We start from the raw sequence: 16631 nt of genomic DNA, 5'->3' as shown, positions 1-16631 counted from the left end.
TGGATTTTCTCATGATGGGATTTTTAAGTTTAACAGATTGCTTAATTTATAGAGCAACCCTTTTTCTCTTGAAGCATATTAAACAAAACACTATTTTCAAGATAAATGTGAATGAATAGATCTTTTTCTAAATCATGAATTTTTGTGTATACAAGTTTGAAAGAAGTACAGGCTCCTTCTGGCGCATTAAAATCTCTAGTTATCTTCTCTAATTCTTTGATTATATTTCCAGCTGCATCATGCTCACTCTCTGTATCCTTTATAATTCGGTGTATTTTTGATAAGACATTCTCATCCTTTGTTATTTCAAAGCTTTCAATAAGGGGGAATAGGTTCTCCTCTTCTTTTATAAGGTGCTCCTCAAGTTCTATTTTCAAAGTTCCAAAGTTTCTATGAACTTTTAATAGTTCCTCACTATGAAGCTTAAAATGAACCTTAAGTACTTTTAATAATAGAATATCTATTTCTCTAAGCTGTTTTTTTGTAAATTCATGATGCGTTTGTACTATGTGTTTAATTAATGCTGAAGGTTTTTCCTTTCTCCAATCTTTATACTCTGAATTAGTCCTTATAAACACCTCATATGCATTATTAAGTTCTTCAATTACTTTTTCATTATCTATTTCTATGACATCCATTGCTCCTGCTAAAGTATCATGTCCACCACAGCAATAATCTATTTTATACCTATTGAAAATCTCTGCAGCACCCGGGAAAATTGAAACTATCTCTCCAAGGTTTTGGTTTCCATTTATAATTTTTTCCATAATTAATTCCTCCTAATATTTTTATATCGAACTAAGTAATAAATCAGTAGTATAAATAACTGCACTTTCAATGCTCTTTATATTGTTAAGACTTGGTGAAAACCTAATTCTTATTGGGAACTCTATATCGATCATACCAGTAGACTTAATTACATCCGAGGTACTTAAAACTTTAATATCAGTCCTCTTCAAATAATCCTGAACTACTTCTATAGCTTCTCCACTCCAACCATAAGAACCAAAAGCTGCCCCTATCTTGTTTTCTAGGCTTAAACCACTGAGACTTTTAAGTATTTCTTCCATATTTCCAATAATATCTGCATATTTTGTGGAGCTACCAAAGAAAATAGCGTCAGCTTCATTAATAGCTTTCATTACTTCTTCTTTTGGTGTTTTATTTACATCCATAATTTCAGAGTGTATATTTTGATTTTCAAAATCTTCCTTAATAATAGTAGCAATCTTTTTTGTCCTACCTGTCATAGTAGAATAAAGAATTAACGCTTTTTTGTCTATCTCTCCATTTTTACTCATATCATCATAAATATCTATAAAACCTTGAACCTTATCTCGAATAATATAACCATGAGATGGTGCTATGATCTTTATGTCTAATTTTCTGATTTTCTTTATCATATTTTGAACATATCTTCTATGAGGGTGCATTATCAATTTATAATATCCAATGTAATCATCATTTATGTCCTCTTTTGCCATATCATTAAAATACTCATAATTTGCTACGTGTGTACTAAATATATCGCAAGGAAATAAAATTTTATCATCGATGCAATAAGTTATCATTGTCTCCGCTGTATGAAGATAAGGTGTTTCTATAAATTTTAGTGTTTTACCCCCTATATCAAGAGTGTCTCCATCTCCTACAACTAAGAATTCTCTGTTATGAAGTTTATACATTTCCTTAAGCTGATCTACGGCTAGGCTTGTGCATACAATTACAGCGTTTTTTGCTTTAGCAGCCAAACTTCCAAGTGAACCAGAATGGTCAGGTTCAGTATGGTTAATTACAATGTATTCGATCTTTTCAAGTTCAATTAAACTTTTTAAATTTTCTACAAATTCACGTCCAAAGCTCATATCAACAGTATCTATTACTGTAGGTTTCTCAGTCATTAATAAATAACTATTATAAGTGGTTCCTTTAGTTAATATTAATCTATGAAAAGGTACATCCCTATCATCCACCTTACCAACCCAGTATATATTGTCACTTAGCATAATTTTTTTACTCATAATGTATTCCTCCTAAATTAATTGATCCATATTTGTATTAATTCAATATTTTTATTAATTTTATATTTTAATTTATTCTCACACATTGTTGCTTTCCTATGACCCTATTCTACAATTATTTTAATTTTAAAAATATGATTCAAATCACAAAAGAAAAATATTAAAAAATATATTTATTATTATTTGACCCCGATAAATTAAAAATGTTATGATATTAAACGGTAGGTGATATATATGGAAGAGTGTAATTGCGAAAATTGTAATCATAGCCTGTGTGCTAAGAAAGTACCAATCTTTTCATTTCTATCTGATGATGAACTTACAAAAATTGTTGGTATGACAGGACATAAAGTCTATAAAAAGGGAGATATGCTCTGTAGTCTTGGCGCAAAATCAGATACCTTATTTATTATTAATGAAGGTCAAGTAAAAATATCTAAGTTAACAAAAGAAGGTAAGCAGCAAATAGTTCATATCTTCACTAGTGGTGATTTCTTTGGAGAATTAAGCCTATTTAGTAATGATGAAATATATACTTTTGATGCTTATGCTATATCAAATGTTAAAATATGTACATTAACCAAACAGGATATGGACAGAATTATCATGAGTAACCCTGAAATATCCTTAAAGTTATTACAAGTTATCTCAAAACGTCTAACTCAAACTGAAAATCTTGCTCAAAATCTAGCTACTAATGATGTTGAAATAAGAATTGCATTTATGCTTTTAGAATTTGCAGATATGTATGGTGTCACTGTAAGTCAAGGTCTTAAAATCAACTTACCTATTAATAGGGAAGAAATGGCAAATTATGTTGGAGTCACAAGAGAAACTATAAGTAGAAAACTCAGCATATTTGAGGAACTAGGTATTATTAGTCTTAATGGCAACAAAGTACTGATTATAAAACAAATAGATATGTTAAGAGCATATGTAGAATAAAATCTCAAATCAACCTAAAGGCTATTGTATAAGCTTTTAGGTTGATTTTTTTAACTTGTAACATAAGTTACCGTCTTATATTATAAAAACTAGTATTCTATTATTAATAATATTTTACTATTTTGATTTAAATCACATTTTTATAGATCAAAATTAATTAGAATTGTGTCATGGAAACAAAATTTATAAAAATAGATTTAAAAAGGAGATTTTAAAAATGGATAACAAAAAAATAGAAAAATTAACTCAAGTTTTGCAAAAACTAAATCAAGAGGGTGTAACTGAAGCTTTAAGAAAAGAAGCCTTAGATATTGTTTCAAATATAAGTCCTGTTGAACTTTCAATTGCAGAGCAAAATTTAATAGAAAAAGGAATGAAGCCTCAAGATTTAAGACATCTTTGTGATATACACATGGAAGTTTTAAAAGGCGAACTTGATAAAATTAAAACAAAGATTGAACCAGGTCATGTTGTGTATACCCTTATTGCTGAACACGATAAAATCCTTGAATTCTTGACGCTTCTTGAAGAAGTTAATTCTAAAATCCAAAAGACAGAAAAATATATTAACAGTTTAGAAGAAATTAAAGAATTAAATACTATTATATTTAATATACTAGATGCAGAGAATCATCACCAAAGAGAGGAAAAGGTGTTGTTTACTGAGATGGAGAGCAGAGAAATTACTGGACCAACCCGGATTATGAGAATGGAACATGAGGATATAAAAGCTAAGAAAGAATTTTTAAAATTAACAGTAGAAGAAGCATCTGAAGTAAACTTCAATGAATTCAAAGAAAAAGTAGATGAGTCAGCAAAATATATCATATTTAATATGAGAGATCACATATTTAAAGAAAACTATATTCTATATCCTACAGCAATAGAAGCTATACAAGGAAAAGACATCTGGAATGATATGAAAAGAAGATGTGATGAGATAGGTTATTGTGGATTTACACCTAGAGTTTAATTTAGGAGGAGAGCAAATGGGTTTATTTAAAAATAAAAAATCTATAGATGTAAAAAATAATATAGCTTTTGATGAACAAGAAACATCACAGATGGAAGTACAATTTCATAATGAAACTACTGGTTTTATTCAAGATATGAGCAAGTTATTATCGGAGACTGTAAAACAGCACCATATTGTAGATAGTGATCATAATATTTTAGGTGAACTTACTGATAAAGTAAAGATTCATATGAATGAAATTTCTAAGTCGACAAAAAATACTAACGACTTAACAGACAATTTATACTCAGAAGGAAATACTCTTATAGAGATTACACAAGATACAGTTAAGAAATCTTATGCGGGCAAGGACGCGATTTACGAAATAGTGGAAATAATAAAGTCTTTAGAAAATGAGAATAAAACCAATACAGAAAGTATAAATGAATTGGCAAGAAAGTTTAGCAAAGTAAATGAAGTTGTCCAGTTAATAACGAATATAGCAAGCCAAACAAATCTCCTAGCATTAAATGCAGCCATCGAAGCCGCTAGGGCAGGAGAAGAAGGAAAAGGTTTTGCAGTAGTTGCAGGTGAGATAAAAAAGCTAGCAGAAATGACTAAACAAAGTACTAAGGACATCTCAACCTTAATAGGAGGCATAGAAAACGAAACAAAAGTAGTTCTGGATAATTCTAGTAAATCCAATGAGGTTATAGCTAAAGGCGTTAGTGCTTCTAGCAATGCTGTAGAAAAAATAGAGGGTAGTCTATCTTCCGTATCAAAAGTTGAACAGGAAGTAAATGGGGTAATGAAGCTTCTAACTGAGCAAAAGCGACACATTGAAAACATGAATAAAGAAATAGTAGATGTTGATGAAATATTAAAAATCACTTCCGATAGTATAATAAACCACATAAAAGAAGCAAGTGTTGTGGAGCAAAAATTAGAAGAAATAAAAACACACTTAACAACATATAGTAAAGAGTTAGTTTAGTAACATATGTTACCGACAAAGAAATTGTAAGACGATATAATAATCTCATAAAGCAAGCACGAACAGTACATGCAAAAGAAAAAATGGAGGTTATTTATATGGCTATGTTTTGTTATCAATGTCAAGAAGCAGCTAATTGCACAGGTTGTACGGTAAAGGGAGTTTGTGGTAAGACTGAAAGCCTCGCAAAGGCTCAGGATTTACTAATTTATATAACTAAAGGAATATCTATATACGGAGTACGTGCTAGAGAGAATGGTATCGTTAATAAAGAAGTAGATACTTTTATAATGGAAAGTTTATTTGCAACTATAACTAATGCAAATTTTGATAGAAATGTATTTATTGAAAGAATTAGAAAAGGTTTAAGTTTAAGAGACGGTTTAAAGAATCAACTTCTTAAAGCTGGTATTAAGTTAAGTGATAAAGGCGAAAATGCTAGCTGGCTTAAAAAGATATTTAATACCTTTGGATTTAGCTTCGAGGAAGAATTAAACTTACCTGATGCTGCGGTTTGGTTTTCTAATGACTTAAAAGCATTTGATGAAAAAGCAGCAACAGTCGGCGTGCTCTCAACAGAAAATGAGGACATAAGATCTTTAAGAGAACTTCTAATTTATGGACTTAAAGGAATGGCTGCATATGCTAAGCATGCCAATAACCTTGGATATGACGATGAAGGACTTCATGCATTTACTCAAAAGGGATTAGCTTCTACTTTGGATGATACTCTAGGAGTGAATGAACTTGTAGCTCTAGTACTTGAATGTGGTAAGTACGGTGTGGATGCCATGGCATTACTAGACAAAGCTAACACCACAAGTTACGGAAATCCTGAAATAACAAAAGTTAATATAGGAGTTAAAACTAATCCTGCTATATTAATTAGCGGACATGATTTAAAAGATATAGAAGAGTTACTTAAACAAACTGAAGGCACTGGAGTAGATATATACACTCATAGTGAAATGCTACCTGCTAACTATTATCCTGCATTTAAAAAGTACAAGCACTTGGTAGGTAATTACGGAAATGCATGGTGGAAACAAAACCAGGAATTTGAAAGCTTCAACGGGCCAATACTTATGACTACAAACTGTATTGTGACTCCAAAACCATCTTATAAAGATAGAATATACACTACTGGAGTAACAGGTTTTCCAGGAGTTAAGCATATAGCTGATGGAGTTAATGGAGGAGCGAAAGATTTTTCTCAAATAATTAAACAAGCTAAAAAATGCGCAGCACCTAAGGAAATTGAGAAAGGTGAAATAGTAGGAGGCTTTGCTCATAATCAAGTAATAGCTCTTGCAGACAAAATTGTGGACGCTGTTAAAAGCGGGGCAATAAAGAGATTCTTTGTAATGGCAGGCTGCGATGGACGAATGAAGAGTCGTGATTACTACACAGAATTTGCTCGAAAGCTACCAAAGGATGCAGTTATTCTTACAGCTGGTTGCGCTAAATATAAATATAATAAGTTAGATTTAGGTGATATTGGTGGAATTCCAAGAGTACTAGATGCTGGTCAATGTAATGATTCATATTCATTAGTTGTAATAGCACTTAAACTTAAAGAAGTATTTGGACTCGATGATATAAACGAACTTCCTATTTCTTATAATATTGCATGGTACGAACAAAAGGCAGTTATAGTATTACTTGCATTATTACACTTAGGAGTTAAAAATATTCACTTAGGACCAACTCTTCCAGCCTTCCTATCACCAAATGTGGTAAAAGTATTGGTTGACAGCTTTGGTATTGGTGGAATAAGTAATGTAGATGATGATATCGATATGTTCATGGGTGCTTAGCACTTAGCACTTGGAAATTACATTTATTTCTAATATAAGTAATAAAAAAAATGTTAGAGCTTAAGAGCTTTAACATTTTTTATTTGTTTATTATTCAATTAACATAAAAAGCTCTCAAATAAAAAGTATGCAGAATTTTTTCTGCATACTTTTGTTATTACCAATTAATAAATTCTTCAACCTTAGCTTTTTCGCCCAGGGTCACGTCTTTTAAAACCCATTCCTTAAAGACTGGGTATCCTGTTCTATCAACAATATACCCTATATGTTCTTTTCCTCCTGGTGCATCTACGTCCATATATTTTTCAATGTATGAGTAAGTATTTTTTATAATTTTAATAATACTTTCCTCATCTACCCAAGTTATAAAATCTTGGGCAAGTCTAGGTTTCCTCTTTCCCGTTCTACCCAATATTACAAGTTTATAATATTTCTCTATACTTCTACTCCAGGCTGATGTTGGACATTTTCCTATACATTCTCCACAACCAATACATTTGTCATTATCACGAACAACTTTAAAATTCTCCATTTTAAGAGCACCAACAACTCTTTTTTTACAGTTATTTACGCAAGATTTACAACTGATGCATCTATAAAATTCATATTGCGGCTCTGTCATTCCTATAATTCCGAAATCTTGCATTCTAGCTTTTATACAATCATTAGGACAACCTGTTAAAGCCACCTTTACATGGTAATCGTTAGGAAAAATTTCTTTTTCAATCCTTTTCGCAAAGTTTGTTGTATTATAATTTGCAAAAGGACAGACATTTGCTCCCACGCATGCTGAAACATTTCTAGTACCTGCAGCTGAATATCCGGTACTTGGCGATATCTGATTTATTTCAAGACCCTCAATTACAGATTGAACCATTTCGTTAACCTCTGGTATTTTATCCATATCAATATTAGGTATTTCAAAACCCTGCCTTGTAGTTATATGAAGAGTTCCATCTCCATAAATCTCTGCTACTTTTTGTAAAACTTCTAAATGTTTAGCCTCTATATGCCCACCAGGCACCCTTATTCTTATAGCAGTTTTACCTCTTGTTTTGGTTATTCTAAACGCATTCTTTTTAAGCAATTTAGTGTTTATATCCATAATTTATCCCTCCTAATCTACTAAATGAACTGCATCCAAATAATTAAAAACAGGACCCTCTAAACATATATACGTATCATCAATTTTACAGTGTCCACATTTTCCAACTCCACAACACATCTTTCGCTCATAAGATACCCATATATTTTTTTCTTTTACTCCTTTTTTTATAAACCCAGCCACTGTAAACTTAAGCATCATAGGAGGTCCTACTACAATTACTTGTACTTCATCCATATTGTCAACCGGAATACCATCAATATACTTTGTTATAAGTCCCACAATTCCAGTATAATCATCATCTGCACTATCCACAGTTAAGGTAACATTAATACTCTTTTCCCACATTTTAAAATTATCCTTAAATAAGATATCGGCCGGTGACTTAAATCCTGCCATTACATTAAAGTCCTTACACTCTTTTGGATGTTTTGCAAAATAATCCACTATTCCTTTTACAGGCGCTAGTCCAGTTCCGCCTGCAGCTACAATAATTTCTTTACCTTTATATATATTCACATCAAAACCATTTCCGTATGGTCCCCTTAGATACAAAGTTCCCCCTACAAAGAAACTATGAATTACATCTGTAACCACTCCTACACGTCTTATTGTAAGGTCTACATAACCATCACCTATTTCACTAACAGATATAGGTGACTCGCCAAATTTAGGTATAGACACTTCGAAAAATTGACCTGGCTTTACCGCGCCAACGAACTCCATTCTAAAAGTATAATCTGTTTCTGTATGCTTCTTTATATTAAGTATCTTAGATTTAAAAGGCATATATATGTTTTTCATTTACTCCACCTCATTCATAGCTTCATTTAGTTTATTAACGCAACACGCAAAAGATATATATTCAGGGCATATATCATCACATCTACCACAACCTACACACATATGATATCCGGCTCTCTTTTTAAAGTCATATACCTTGTGCATAACTTTAAATCTCATCCTATCTTTTTTATCTTTTCTAAAACCGTGCCCTCCTGCCATGTCACTAAACCCGTCTACCTGACAAGATGCCCATATTCGCCTTCTCTCTCCTACATTCTTGTTATCTTTCGAAAAAACATCTTGCATAGTAAAACACGAACATGTTCCACAGACAAAATTACACCTTCCACAGGCAATACACCTTGAAGAATATTCATCCCACATTTTAGATTTAAAAACTCTTTGATCTAAGTTTTCAGGGATAGTAACCTTTATATCATTACTTGATACATATTCAGGTTCTACCACAATTGTGCCTTCTATATCTTTATTAAAATAATTCATTAACTCCTCGGATTTACACTCCACAAAAACTTCATCATTTTTAATTTTAGTGTACATGTCATACTCTTCTGTCTTATTAGACCCCATACTGGCACAAAAGCAGTTTTCGAAGCTATCACTACAACCCATAAGCACAAATTTAACTTTTTCTCTTAAAGTTTTGTAATAATAATCCTCGTCGCCATTTCTTAAATAAACTTCATCAAGCCTCTTCATTGCATGTATATCGCAACTTCTTAAAAAAATTAGTATTTTTTTTTCATCGCATTTCGGCTCTTTGCATTCATCTTCAGTAAAGTAAAATAATGTTTGAGTAATCGGAAGTATTATTTCCTTTGGCGAAAAAGTAGATTTGGTATTAAATTCTATTTCTTCTATACTTTCTATTTCCTTATATCTAATTGTATCTGTGTCCGCAAAAGTTCCCTTTCCCTTAATCTTTACTGGTGCATATACCTTATATTTATCTCTTAATCTTTCAAGATGCTCATCAAACTTCTCTATTTTCAACCTAAATCCCATAAATATAATCGCCTCCATTGTAATAATTTAAATTAATTATCAATCTTTGTTAATTAATTCACTATTTAAATTAAACTTAAAACTACTTATATCCATTGTATTTCAAAAAAAAATAAAAGTATGTGACTTCCATCACACACTTTTAAAATAAATACTGCTGTACTACCCTTTCTAACCCCTTCACTAAACAAACTATATCATTTCCTTAAGTAAAGTATAATTATAACAAAATATTAACTTCAATCTATTAATCTTTTATTTTTGTTCCCTATTTTTACAACAAAAAGTATATATTGACAATTATATATTACATGTGTAATATATAATATGAAGTTGTATATCAGGAACACTTCAAATAATACATTGGTTTAATCCAATTATATGGTATTACCTTAAGAAACTATTAAAAGGAGGATTATAATGTCCAAAAATAAAGATGGAAAATTAAAACCAGTAATAATTTTCATATTGTATATGACATTATTCACCGCTGTAACAGCACCATTTTATGTCTTTAGAGGACCATTCACTAGCTTAAAGAAGGTTGTAGTCGCTACAATTATGGGAACTAGACATCAATATTTAGCCACTACCTTTTTATCTACAGCCGAGATAAATAAAATAACTAATAAAAGTAATATTAAAGAAGATACAAAGGTTAGCATAGCAGCTATTAATATTGATAAGAAATCAAGTAATGAGATAATTAGATATAATTTGCATCCAGATTCAGGAAGATATGACGGATATCTGTTAGAAATTCCCAATCCCTTAAAAGTCAAAATAGCACGGAGTAAAAATTTAAAGGTAGAGGGCGAAAAAACAAGTGAAATGGCAAAGCGACATAATGCAGTAGCAGCAATAAATGGAGGATCTTTTACTGATAACAACAAAGGTAGCTTTGGAGGTACAGGTGCTTATGCGGGCGGTTTTCTAATCTGTAATGGGAAAGTAATTTCTAATGATAGTAATGATACTACTAAGCAAAGCGTTACAGCATTCACAGATAAAGGGAAACTTATAGTTGGTAATTACAATGTTAATGAACTTAAAAAATTAAATGTTACAGAAGCTTTATGTTTTAGACCTCCTGTTCTAATTATTAATGGTAAAGGCCAAATTAATGATGAAGATGCTGCTGCTGATGGTTTCCAACCAAGAACGGCCATCGGTCAAACTGCTAACGGAACAATTTTGTTTCTTGTAATGGATGGGCGTGCAAATCTTAAAAAATCAGGTGCTACACTTAAGGATATCCAAGACGAGCTACTAAAGCACGGTGCTGTCAACGCATCTAACCTAGATGGTGGTTTTTCTAGCACAATGTATCAAGATGGCGCATTAGTAAATAGCCCTCATGGTTGGAATGGTGAAAGGTATGTTGCCACCTCAATTTATGTGGAACCTTAAAGGAGATTATTATTTATGAAAATATTTAAAAGAATAGTGGGTTGGAGTATCCTTGCACTAGTATTACAAAGTTGTATATTTTTTATATCTGATAAATACTATCAAAAAACATTACTCAATACTAAGGTAACTGAGGAAATAGTTAAAAATCACAAAGAAGTTGATCTACATCTTTCTATAAAAATACCAACTACCGCGAGTAAAATCCAGTCATCTTTTGATGGTAAATATATTTCCTATTATGATAATTCTAAACTAATAGTTATTAATTCATATACGGGTAAATCCAATATAGTTGGTGATATAGACAATTCACAGATAATTTATAGTAAGTGGAAGCCGGACATAGATTCCATGTCCATATGCGAAAAAAAATCAAACAAGAAGATTACTATTAACACTTTTACCTACAACGCTGATACTAATAAAGTACAAACCCCCACCGACTCAAACAATAAGGACGTAAAATTTACCACAGCTAATAAGGACGATACTATTAGCGATATACAAATGTCACCTAAAATGTATATATCTTATATAAAAGTCGTGCGGAACAGCTTGACAAGCGATGTATTTTATATTGATGTTAATGGAGAAATTAGTCGTATTTTTAACTCTAAACATATTGGAAGAATTAGAACGTTTGATCATAAACCAAATCTTATTTATGAAGATACTTCAACCAACTTAATAAAGGTTTCAAATATGGATTGGAGTCTAGGCAATATACAAGCGTGCCTTTTAAATACAGCTAACAATGATAATATATATATAGGTGCTCTTAAAAATGGAAAAGTTTATAAGATAATGTACGGGGCTACAGATAAATCTGTAAAGAAATGGACCTCCATAGTACTTAATTCCCCTGTAGATAAAAAGCACATTAGTGTAACTAAAAGTGGTGCTATATTTATAGATAGTAATTTAGAAGGTTATGTTACTAATCAAGTATCTAAGAAAAAGACTTCTTATGATGGAACAATTATAGAAATAACTGATACTAAAATAATTTCAATAGATAATGGAATTATCAAAAAAGTAAATTTACCTTAAATTTATATTATTGTATCCTGATGTTAATATTTTAAATCCTCATCTAATGGTGGGGGTTTATATTCTAGTTAAGACCATCAATTAGAATACGGAGCATCTTATCCCTATTATTAATAAAGTTTTTCGTTATCTGATAGTTTTCAGTTTCTTCGTATCTAACAACTTCCATCTTATCTTTTATTTCATAAATAGTTGATTCTGGGTAAGCCATTATAATTGGAGAATGAGTTGAAATAATAAATTGAGAACCCATATTAACTAACTCATGAATTCTTGTAATCATCGACATCTGCCTTGATGGAGATAAAGCAGCCTCTGGCTCGTCTAATATATACAGTCCATTACTACCAAACCTATTCATAAACACAGCAAAAAAGGACTCTCCATGTGATTGTTTATGTAGTGATTGACCTCCGTATGAAGACACAAGCCTTGGTCCTCCCTCTCTATCAATTTCATCAATATTGCTCGCAAGGTTATAGAAACTCTCTGCTCTTAGGAAAAATCCATTCTCTGGTTTTTTTACTCCCTTAACTAACTTTATATATTTGTATAATTCCGAGTGCGTGTTCATGGATGAAAAGTTAAAATTATTTGTTCCACCTTCAGGATTAAACCCACAAGCAATTGCTATTGCCTCCAAAATTGTAGATTTACCTGAACCATTTTCCCCTACAATAAATGTTACTTTTGGATGAAAATCTAAACTTGATAAATTCTTTATGGTAGGTAAACAGAAGGGATAATTTGAAAAAGACCCAACACTTTCTCTTTTAAGTTCTAACCTTCTAAGATATTGATTACACTCTAAAAATTCCATGTTTATTCTCCTATTAATTTGTCATCTTATATTTTCACTTAATACCATATATGTGCCCTGGATTCAAAACATTCTATACAGTATATAAGCAATTATATCATACTAGATTTATTGATTTTATATATTACTATAAGAAAAAATAAAAATTATCCTGACTTTTTGTTTGCATAAGTTGTTATACATAATGAAAAGCACTTTTTAATCTATCAAAAGGAGGTAAAGCAGTGAACAAGGACTTTTTTCTAATAAGAAGAATGAAGCGTGGCGATGAATCTGCAGTTAATGATTTTGTAAAGCAGTATAATAACGAAATATATAAGTACTGTTATTATAGACTTTCTGATAAATGGCAGGCTGAAGATGTTACACAAGATACTTTTATTAGCTTTTTTAAACATTTTAACAGCTATATTCACAAGGGTAAGGCAAAAAACTATCTTTATATTATTGCAGGAAACTTATGTAAAAATGAATATAAAAAGCATAAAGAAATATCCACCTGCCATGTGGAAGACAAAATAATGAATTTGAAAGAAGTGCAAGAAGAAATTGTGCTAAAAGTATCCTTGGATCAGGAGATTTCTAGGTTACCAAAGGAGTTCAAGGAAGTAATTCTCTTATACTATTTTCAAAATCTAAAGATTCGAGAAATTGCAGAAATATTGAATATTAATATTTCACTAGTAAAATATCGTCTCTCAGAAAGTAAAAAGCTGTTACATAAAAGTATAGATAAGGAGGATTTTTATGGATATTCATTCAAATCAGAAAATTCCAGTTTATGATGAAAAAAAGATGATTCAAACAATTGATGCTGCTAAAAAGGAATATCGCAAGCAAATGCTTTTAGAACCCATGAACAGCTTAGAATTTCTATTTCAGCAAATGTTATTTTTGAGTAAAAAGTATTGGCTTACACAGCTTGTTGTTTTTTTTGTAGCTACTTTTAGTTTGGGTTTCATGAACTTATGTGAAGGTATAAGTGAAAATAAAGTGAGCTATTATGCCATCTATGCATCACTGTTGATTGTATTTTCAATACCAGAACTATGGAAAAATATATCAACTAATACCTATGAAGTAGAAAATACAACATACTTTGACTTACGAAAGCTATATCTTTCAAGATTAGTATTAGTAGGAATGTTAGATTTGATATTAGTAACTATATTAACTCTAATAACAGTGCATATAGGTGGATTTTCACTCTATGATGCAGTGATTTATTTCTTTGTACCCTTTAATTTTAATTGCTGCATCTGTTTTTCCTTGTTATGGAGCAAAAGAAAAATATGTTCAGAACTCCTCGCTGTAGGCAGCTGTATAAGTGGAGCGGGTTTTTGGTATCTACTGGTGAACGATTATCATGTATATGAATTGCTGCAGATGAGAACATGGTATGTACTTTTGGTTCTTTCTCTGGGGTATCTTATTTTTGCGGGAAAAAGAATTGTGGAATCAAGTAGATCTTATTTGGAGGTGTGCTAATGCAATTACAAGTAAATAATTTATGTAAGAATTTCAAAGAAAACACGGCTGTTAATCATGTAAGTTTTACATTAGAAAAAGGAGTATATGGGCTCTTAGGAGCTAATGGTGCAGGTAAGACAACTCTTATGAGAATGCTTTGCACGCTAGTTACACCTACTAGCGGAACAGTGCAGTATGATGATGAAGATATCCAAGACATGGATGAAAGATATAGAAGAATCATCGGATATCTACCACAAGAATTTGGGTATTATCCGGGATTTTCTGCTGAGGATTACCTGTTATATATAGCTGCATTGAAGGGATTAAAACCTTTGATAGCAAAAAAACGTGTAAATGAATTATTAGACATAGTTTCACTAACAAAAGTCAGAAGAAAAAAAATAAAAACTTTTTCCGGTGGAATGAAGAGAAGGCTTGGGATTGCCCAGGCAGTCTTAAATGATCCGGAGATCTTAATATTAGATGAGCCAACAGCAGGACTAGATCCAAAAGAAAGAATTCGGTTCCGTTCGCTCATCAGTCACATTGCTGAGGAACGAATTATTTTATTGTCTACTCATATTGTGTCAGATTTAGAATCTATAGCAAAAGAAATCTTAATTATGAAAGAGGGAAGTATTATTGCTCAGGGAGACATGAAAAAGTTACTATCTAAAGTAATTGGTAAGACATGGAGTTGTTTAGCAGATTCAAAAGAGGCAGAAGAATTGCGTTCCACTTACCTATTCAGCAATGAAAAGATAAGTGGGGAAAAAGTTGAACTTAGAATTATTTCAGAAACAAAACCGTCACCCTCAGCTATACAGACTGAGCCTACTTTAGAAGATTTGTTTATATACTACTTTGGCGAGGTGAATGAAATTGCAAATTTTGAAATATGAACTGAAAAAAATATTTTGTAAAAGGAGTGCAATTATAAGTTTAATAATATTAGCAGTTTATTTAGGAATCTCGATATTTTCTAGTGTCCGAGCAACATGGGCTGATGTTGCTGATGCTGCTGGAAATGGCATTAGCGGAATTAAAGCAATAAACTTAGTTAAGAATGAAAAAATGAAATGGAATGGTATTGTAACAGAAAAATTCATTGGAAATATAATAAAAGAAAATCATGAAATCAATTCAGATAGTAAATATGCTGGTATTTCCAAATCAGGTACTCACCTTTCAAAATCGGACACTCAGCTTTTAAATATGCAATTTTATCAAAAACAGGGATTTATGGATATACAGGACCTAATTACGGATTCTTATTGTAAAATCCATTTCTATGATTCTAACATTATTGACAGATTAAGTGTTGATGATGCAGGTAGATTTTATTCGAATCGGGTTAATAATTTAAAAGAATTGCTGGCTAGTGATGAATCAAGCCGCCTTACAAAAAACGAGAAAGAATATTTGATAAATTCTGCCCAAAACTTAACTACACCACTTAAGTATTCCTATGCAGATGGTTGGCTGAATGCATTGGAAAAGAGTGCAACAGTAATTTTTGCTTTGTCATTTGTAATTTGTATTTTAATGGCACCAATATTTTCTGTAGAATATCAAACAGGCAGCGATGTAATCTTACTTACTACTGAGCATGGAAAGAAAAAAGGGATTATATATAAGCTGTTTGCTGGCTTGTTATCCACATCTTTGGTATATTGGATAACTGTATGTATAGTCTTTGGTTTTATTTTTATGATATTTGGCTTTGAGGGCGGTAATTCCCAAATTCAGGCGTCTTCCTATGGTTGGAAAAGTTTTTATCATATCACAAACAGTGAGGCTCTTTTGATGGTATTACTTTTGGGTTATGTAGGCTGCCTATTTATTAGTAGTTTGGCTATGTTCCTTTCATCTAAAGTAAAAACATCATTTGCAACGATTATTTTGCTAGGTCTAATCATCATGCTTCCTTCAACCATTGATCAGTTTTTAATTGTAGGAAGCTTCTGGGATAAAGTTTTAAACATGTTACCATCTCAGATGCTGCTGGGTTGGAGATTGCTGCAGACATTTACACTTTATGACTTTGGAGGAAAGGTATTTACACCTTATCAGATACTTCCTGTTTTATATGGTATATTTATAAGTTTATTATTACCTTTTGCTTATAGATCATTTCGAAAACATCAGGTATCATGATAGGCTATTTCCTATTTTTTAGCAGCAAAACGTAATAAAGGGCGATTATACTTAAGTTAATATTTTTTT

General features: G+C 31.4%; 16 protein-coding genes. 10 read left to right on the top strand and 6 right to left on the bottom strand.

Going from position 1 to position 16631, the window contains the following annotated elements; translation table 11 throughout:
* Window positions 1-41: 41 nt before the first annotated feature.
* Complete coding sequence (ric, locus tag KPL54_RS11860) at window positions 42-767, bottom strand: iron-sulfur cluster repair di-iron protein (RefSeq protein ID WP_216106753.1); 726 nt, start codon at window positions 765-767, stop codon at window positions 42-44.
* 21 nt (window positions 768-788) lie between these two features.
* Entirely contained in the window at window positions 789-2021 is a 1233-nt protein-coding gene (locus KPL54_RS11855) for an FprA family A-type flavoprotein (protein WP_216106752.1), read from the bottom strand.
* 234 nt (window positions 2022-2255) lie between these two features.
* Here KPL54_RS11855 and KPL54_RS11850 point away from each other — a divergent pair, with 234 nt between their 5' ends.
* The 4 genes from KPL54_RS11850 to hcp all read left to right on the top strand — a co-directional run bounded on the left by KPL54_RS11850 (window position 2256) and on the right by hcp (window position 6732).
* Window positions 2256-2966: a Crp/Fnr family transcriptional regulator gene (locus KPL54_RS11850; protein WP_216106751.1), complete on the top strand. Its 711-nt coding sequence runs from the start codon at window positions 2256-2258 to the stop codon at window positions 2964-2966.
* Window positions 2967-3183: 217 nt separating this feature from the next.
* Entirely contained in the window at window positions 3184-3939 is a 756-nt protein-coding gene (locus KPL54_RS11845; RefSeq protein ID WP_216106750.1) for a DUF438 domain-containing protein, read from the top strand.
* A gap of 16 nt (window positions 3940-3955) precedes the next feature.
* Entirely contained in the window at window positions 3956-4915 is a 960-nt protein-coding gene (locus tag KPL54_RS11840; protein WP_216106749.1) for a methyl-accepting chemotaxis protein, read from the top strand.
* Between the two features lie 98 nt (window positions 4916-5013).
* Window positions 5014-6732 carry a hydroxylamine reductase gene (hcp, locus tag KPL54_RS11835; protein WP_216106748.1) on the top strand — a complete coding sequence of 573 codons (1719 nt, stop codon included), beginning with the start codon at window positions 5014-5016 and terminating at the stop codon, window positions 6730-6732.
* 157 nt (window positions 6733-6889) lie between these two features.
* Here hcp and asrC read toward each other — a convergent pair whose 3' ends face one another.
* From asrC to asrA, 3 genes are read right to left on the bottom strand one after another with little or no spacing between them, the layout of a single operon-like run.
* A complete protein-coding gene (gene asrC / locus KPL54_RS11830) occupies window positions 6890-7837 on the bottom strand; it encodes a sulfite reductase subunit C (protein WP_216106747.1) in 948 nt (315 codons plus the stop codon).
* Between the two features lie 12 nt (window positions 7838-7849).
* Window positions 7850-8641, bottom strand: coding sequence for an anaerobic sulfite reductase subunit AsrB (gene asrB, locus KPL54_RS11825; protein ID WP_216106746.1), 792 nt, complete (start codon window positions 8639-8641; stop codon window positions 7850-7852).
* Window positions 8642-9649, bottom strand: coding sequence for an anaerobic sulfite reductase subunit AsrA (gene asrA / locus KPL54_RS11820; protein WP_216106745.1), 1008 nt, complete (start codon window positions 9647-9649; stop codon window positions 8642-8644).
* 420 nt (window positions 9650-10069) lie between these two features.
* Between asrA and KPL54_RS11815 the strand changes: the two genes are divergently transcribed.
* Both KPL54_RS11815 and KPL54_RS11810 read left to right on the top strand, forming a co-directional pair.
* Window positions 10070-11059 (top strand): phosphodiester glycosidase family protein, encoded by a 990-nt coding sequence (locus KPL54_RS11815; protein WP_216106744.1) that lies wholly within the window; start codon window positions 10070-10072, stop codon window positions 11057-11059.
* A 15-nt stretch (window positions 11060-11074) separates the two neighbouring features.
* Window positions 11075-12112 carry a hypothetical protein gene (locus KPL54_RS11810; protein WP_216106743.1) on the top strand — a complete coding sequence of 346 codons (1038 nt, stop codon included), beginning with the start codon at window positions 11075-11077 and terminating at the stop codon, window positions 12110-12112.
* 64 nt (window positions 12113-12176) lie between these two features.
* On the opposite strand, the gene KPL54_RS11805 is transcribed toward KPL54_RS11810, so the two are convergent.
* Complete coding sequence (locus KPL54_RS11805) at window positions 12177-12932, bottom strand: AAA family ATPase (protein WP_216106742.1); 756 nt, start codon at window positions 12930-12932, stop codon at window positions 12177-12179.
* Window positions 12933-13156: 224 nt separating this feature from the next.
* Between KPL54_RS11805 and KPL54_RS11800 the strand changes: the two genes are divergently transcribed.
* Genes KPL54_RS11800 through KPL54_RS11785 form a run of 4 tightly spaced genes read left to right on the top strand, consistent with a single transcriptional unit; the run spans window position 13157 to window position 16562 of the window.
* Window positions 13157-13717 (top strand): RNA polymerase sigma factor, encoded by a 561-nt coding sequence (locus KPL54_RS11800; protein ID WP_216106741.1) that lies wholly within the window; start codon window positions 13157-13159, stop codon window positions 13715-13717.
* Window positions 13680-14420: a hypothetical protein gene (locus KPL54_RS11795; protein WP_216106740.1), complete on the top strand. Its 741-nt coding sequence runs from the start codon at window positions 13680-13682 to the stop codon at window positions 14418-14420. Before KPL54_RS11800 ends, KPL54_RS11795 begins: the two co-directional genes overlap by 38 nt.
* Window positions 14420-15307 (top strand): ABC transporter ATP-binding protein, encoded by an 888-nt coding sequence (locus KPL54_RS11790; protein WP_216106739.1) that lies wholly within the window; start codon window positions 14420-14422, stop codon window positions 15305-15307. Before KPL54_RS11795 ends, KPL54_RS11790 begins: the two co-directional genes overlap by 1 nt.
* A complete protein-coding gene (locus KPL54_RS11785; protein ID WP_216106738.1) occupies window positions 15282-16562 on the top strand; it encodes an ABC transporter permease subunit in 1281 nt (426 codons plus the stop codon). The genes KPL54_RS11790 and KPL54_RS11785 overlap by 26 nt, the downstream gene beginning before the upstream one ends.
* The last annotated feature ends 69 nt before the right edge of the window (window positions 16563-16631 follow it).

The organism is Clostridium estertheticum, assembly GCF_018861295.1.
In the GTDB taxonomy this organism is placed as follows: Bacteria; Bacillota; Clostridia; order Clostridiales; family Clostridiaceae; genus Clostridium_AD; species Clostridium_AD estertheticum_D.
This window is presented reverse-complemented; position numbering and strand designations above follow the sequence as displayed.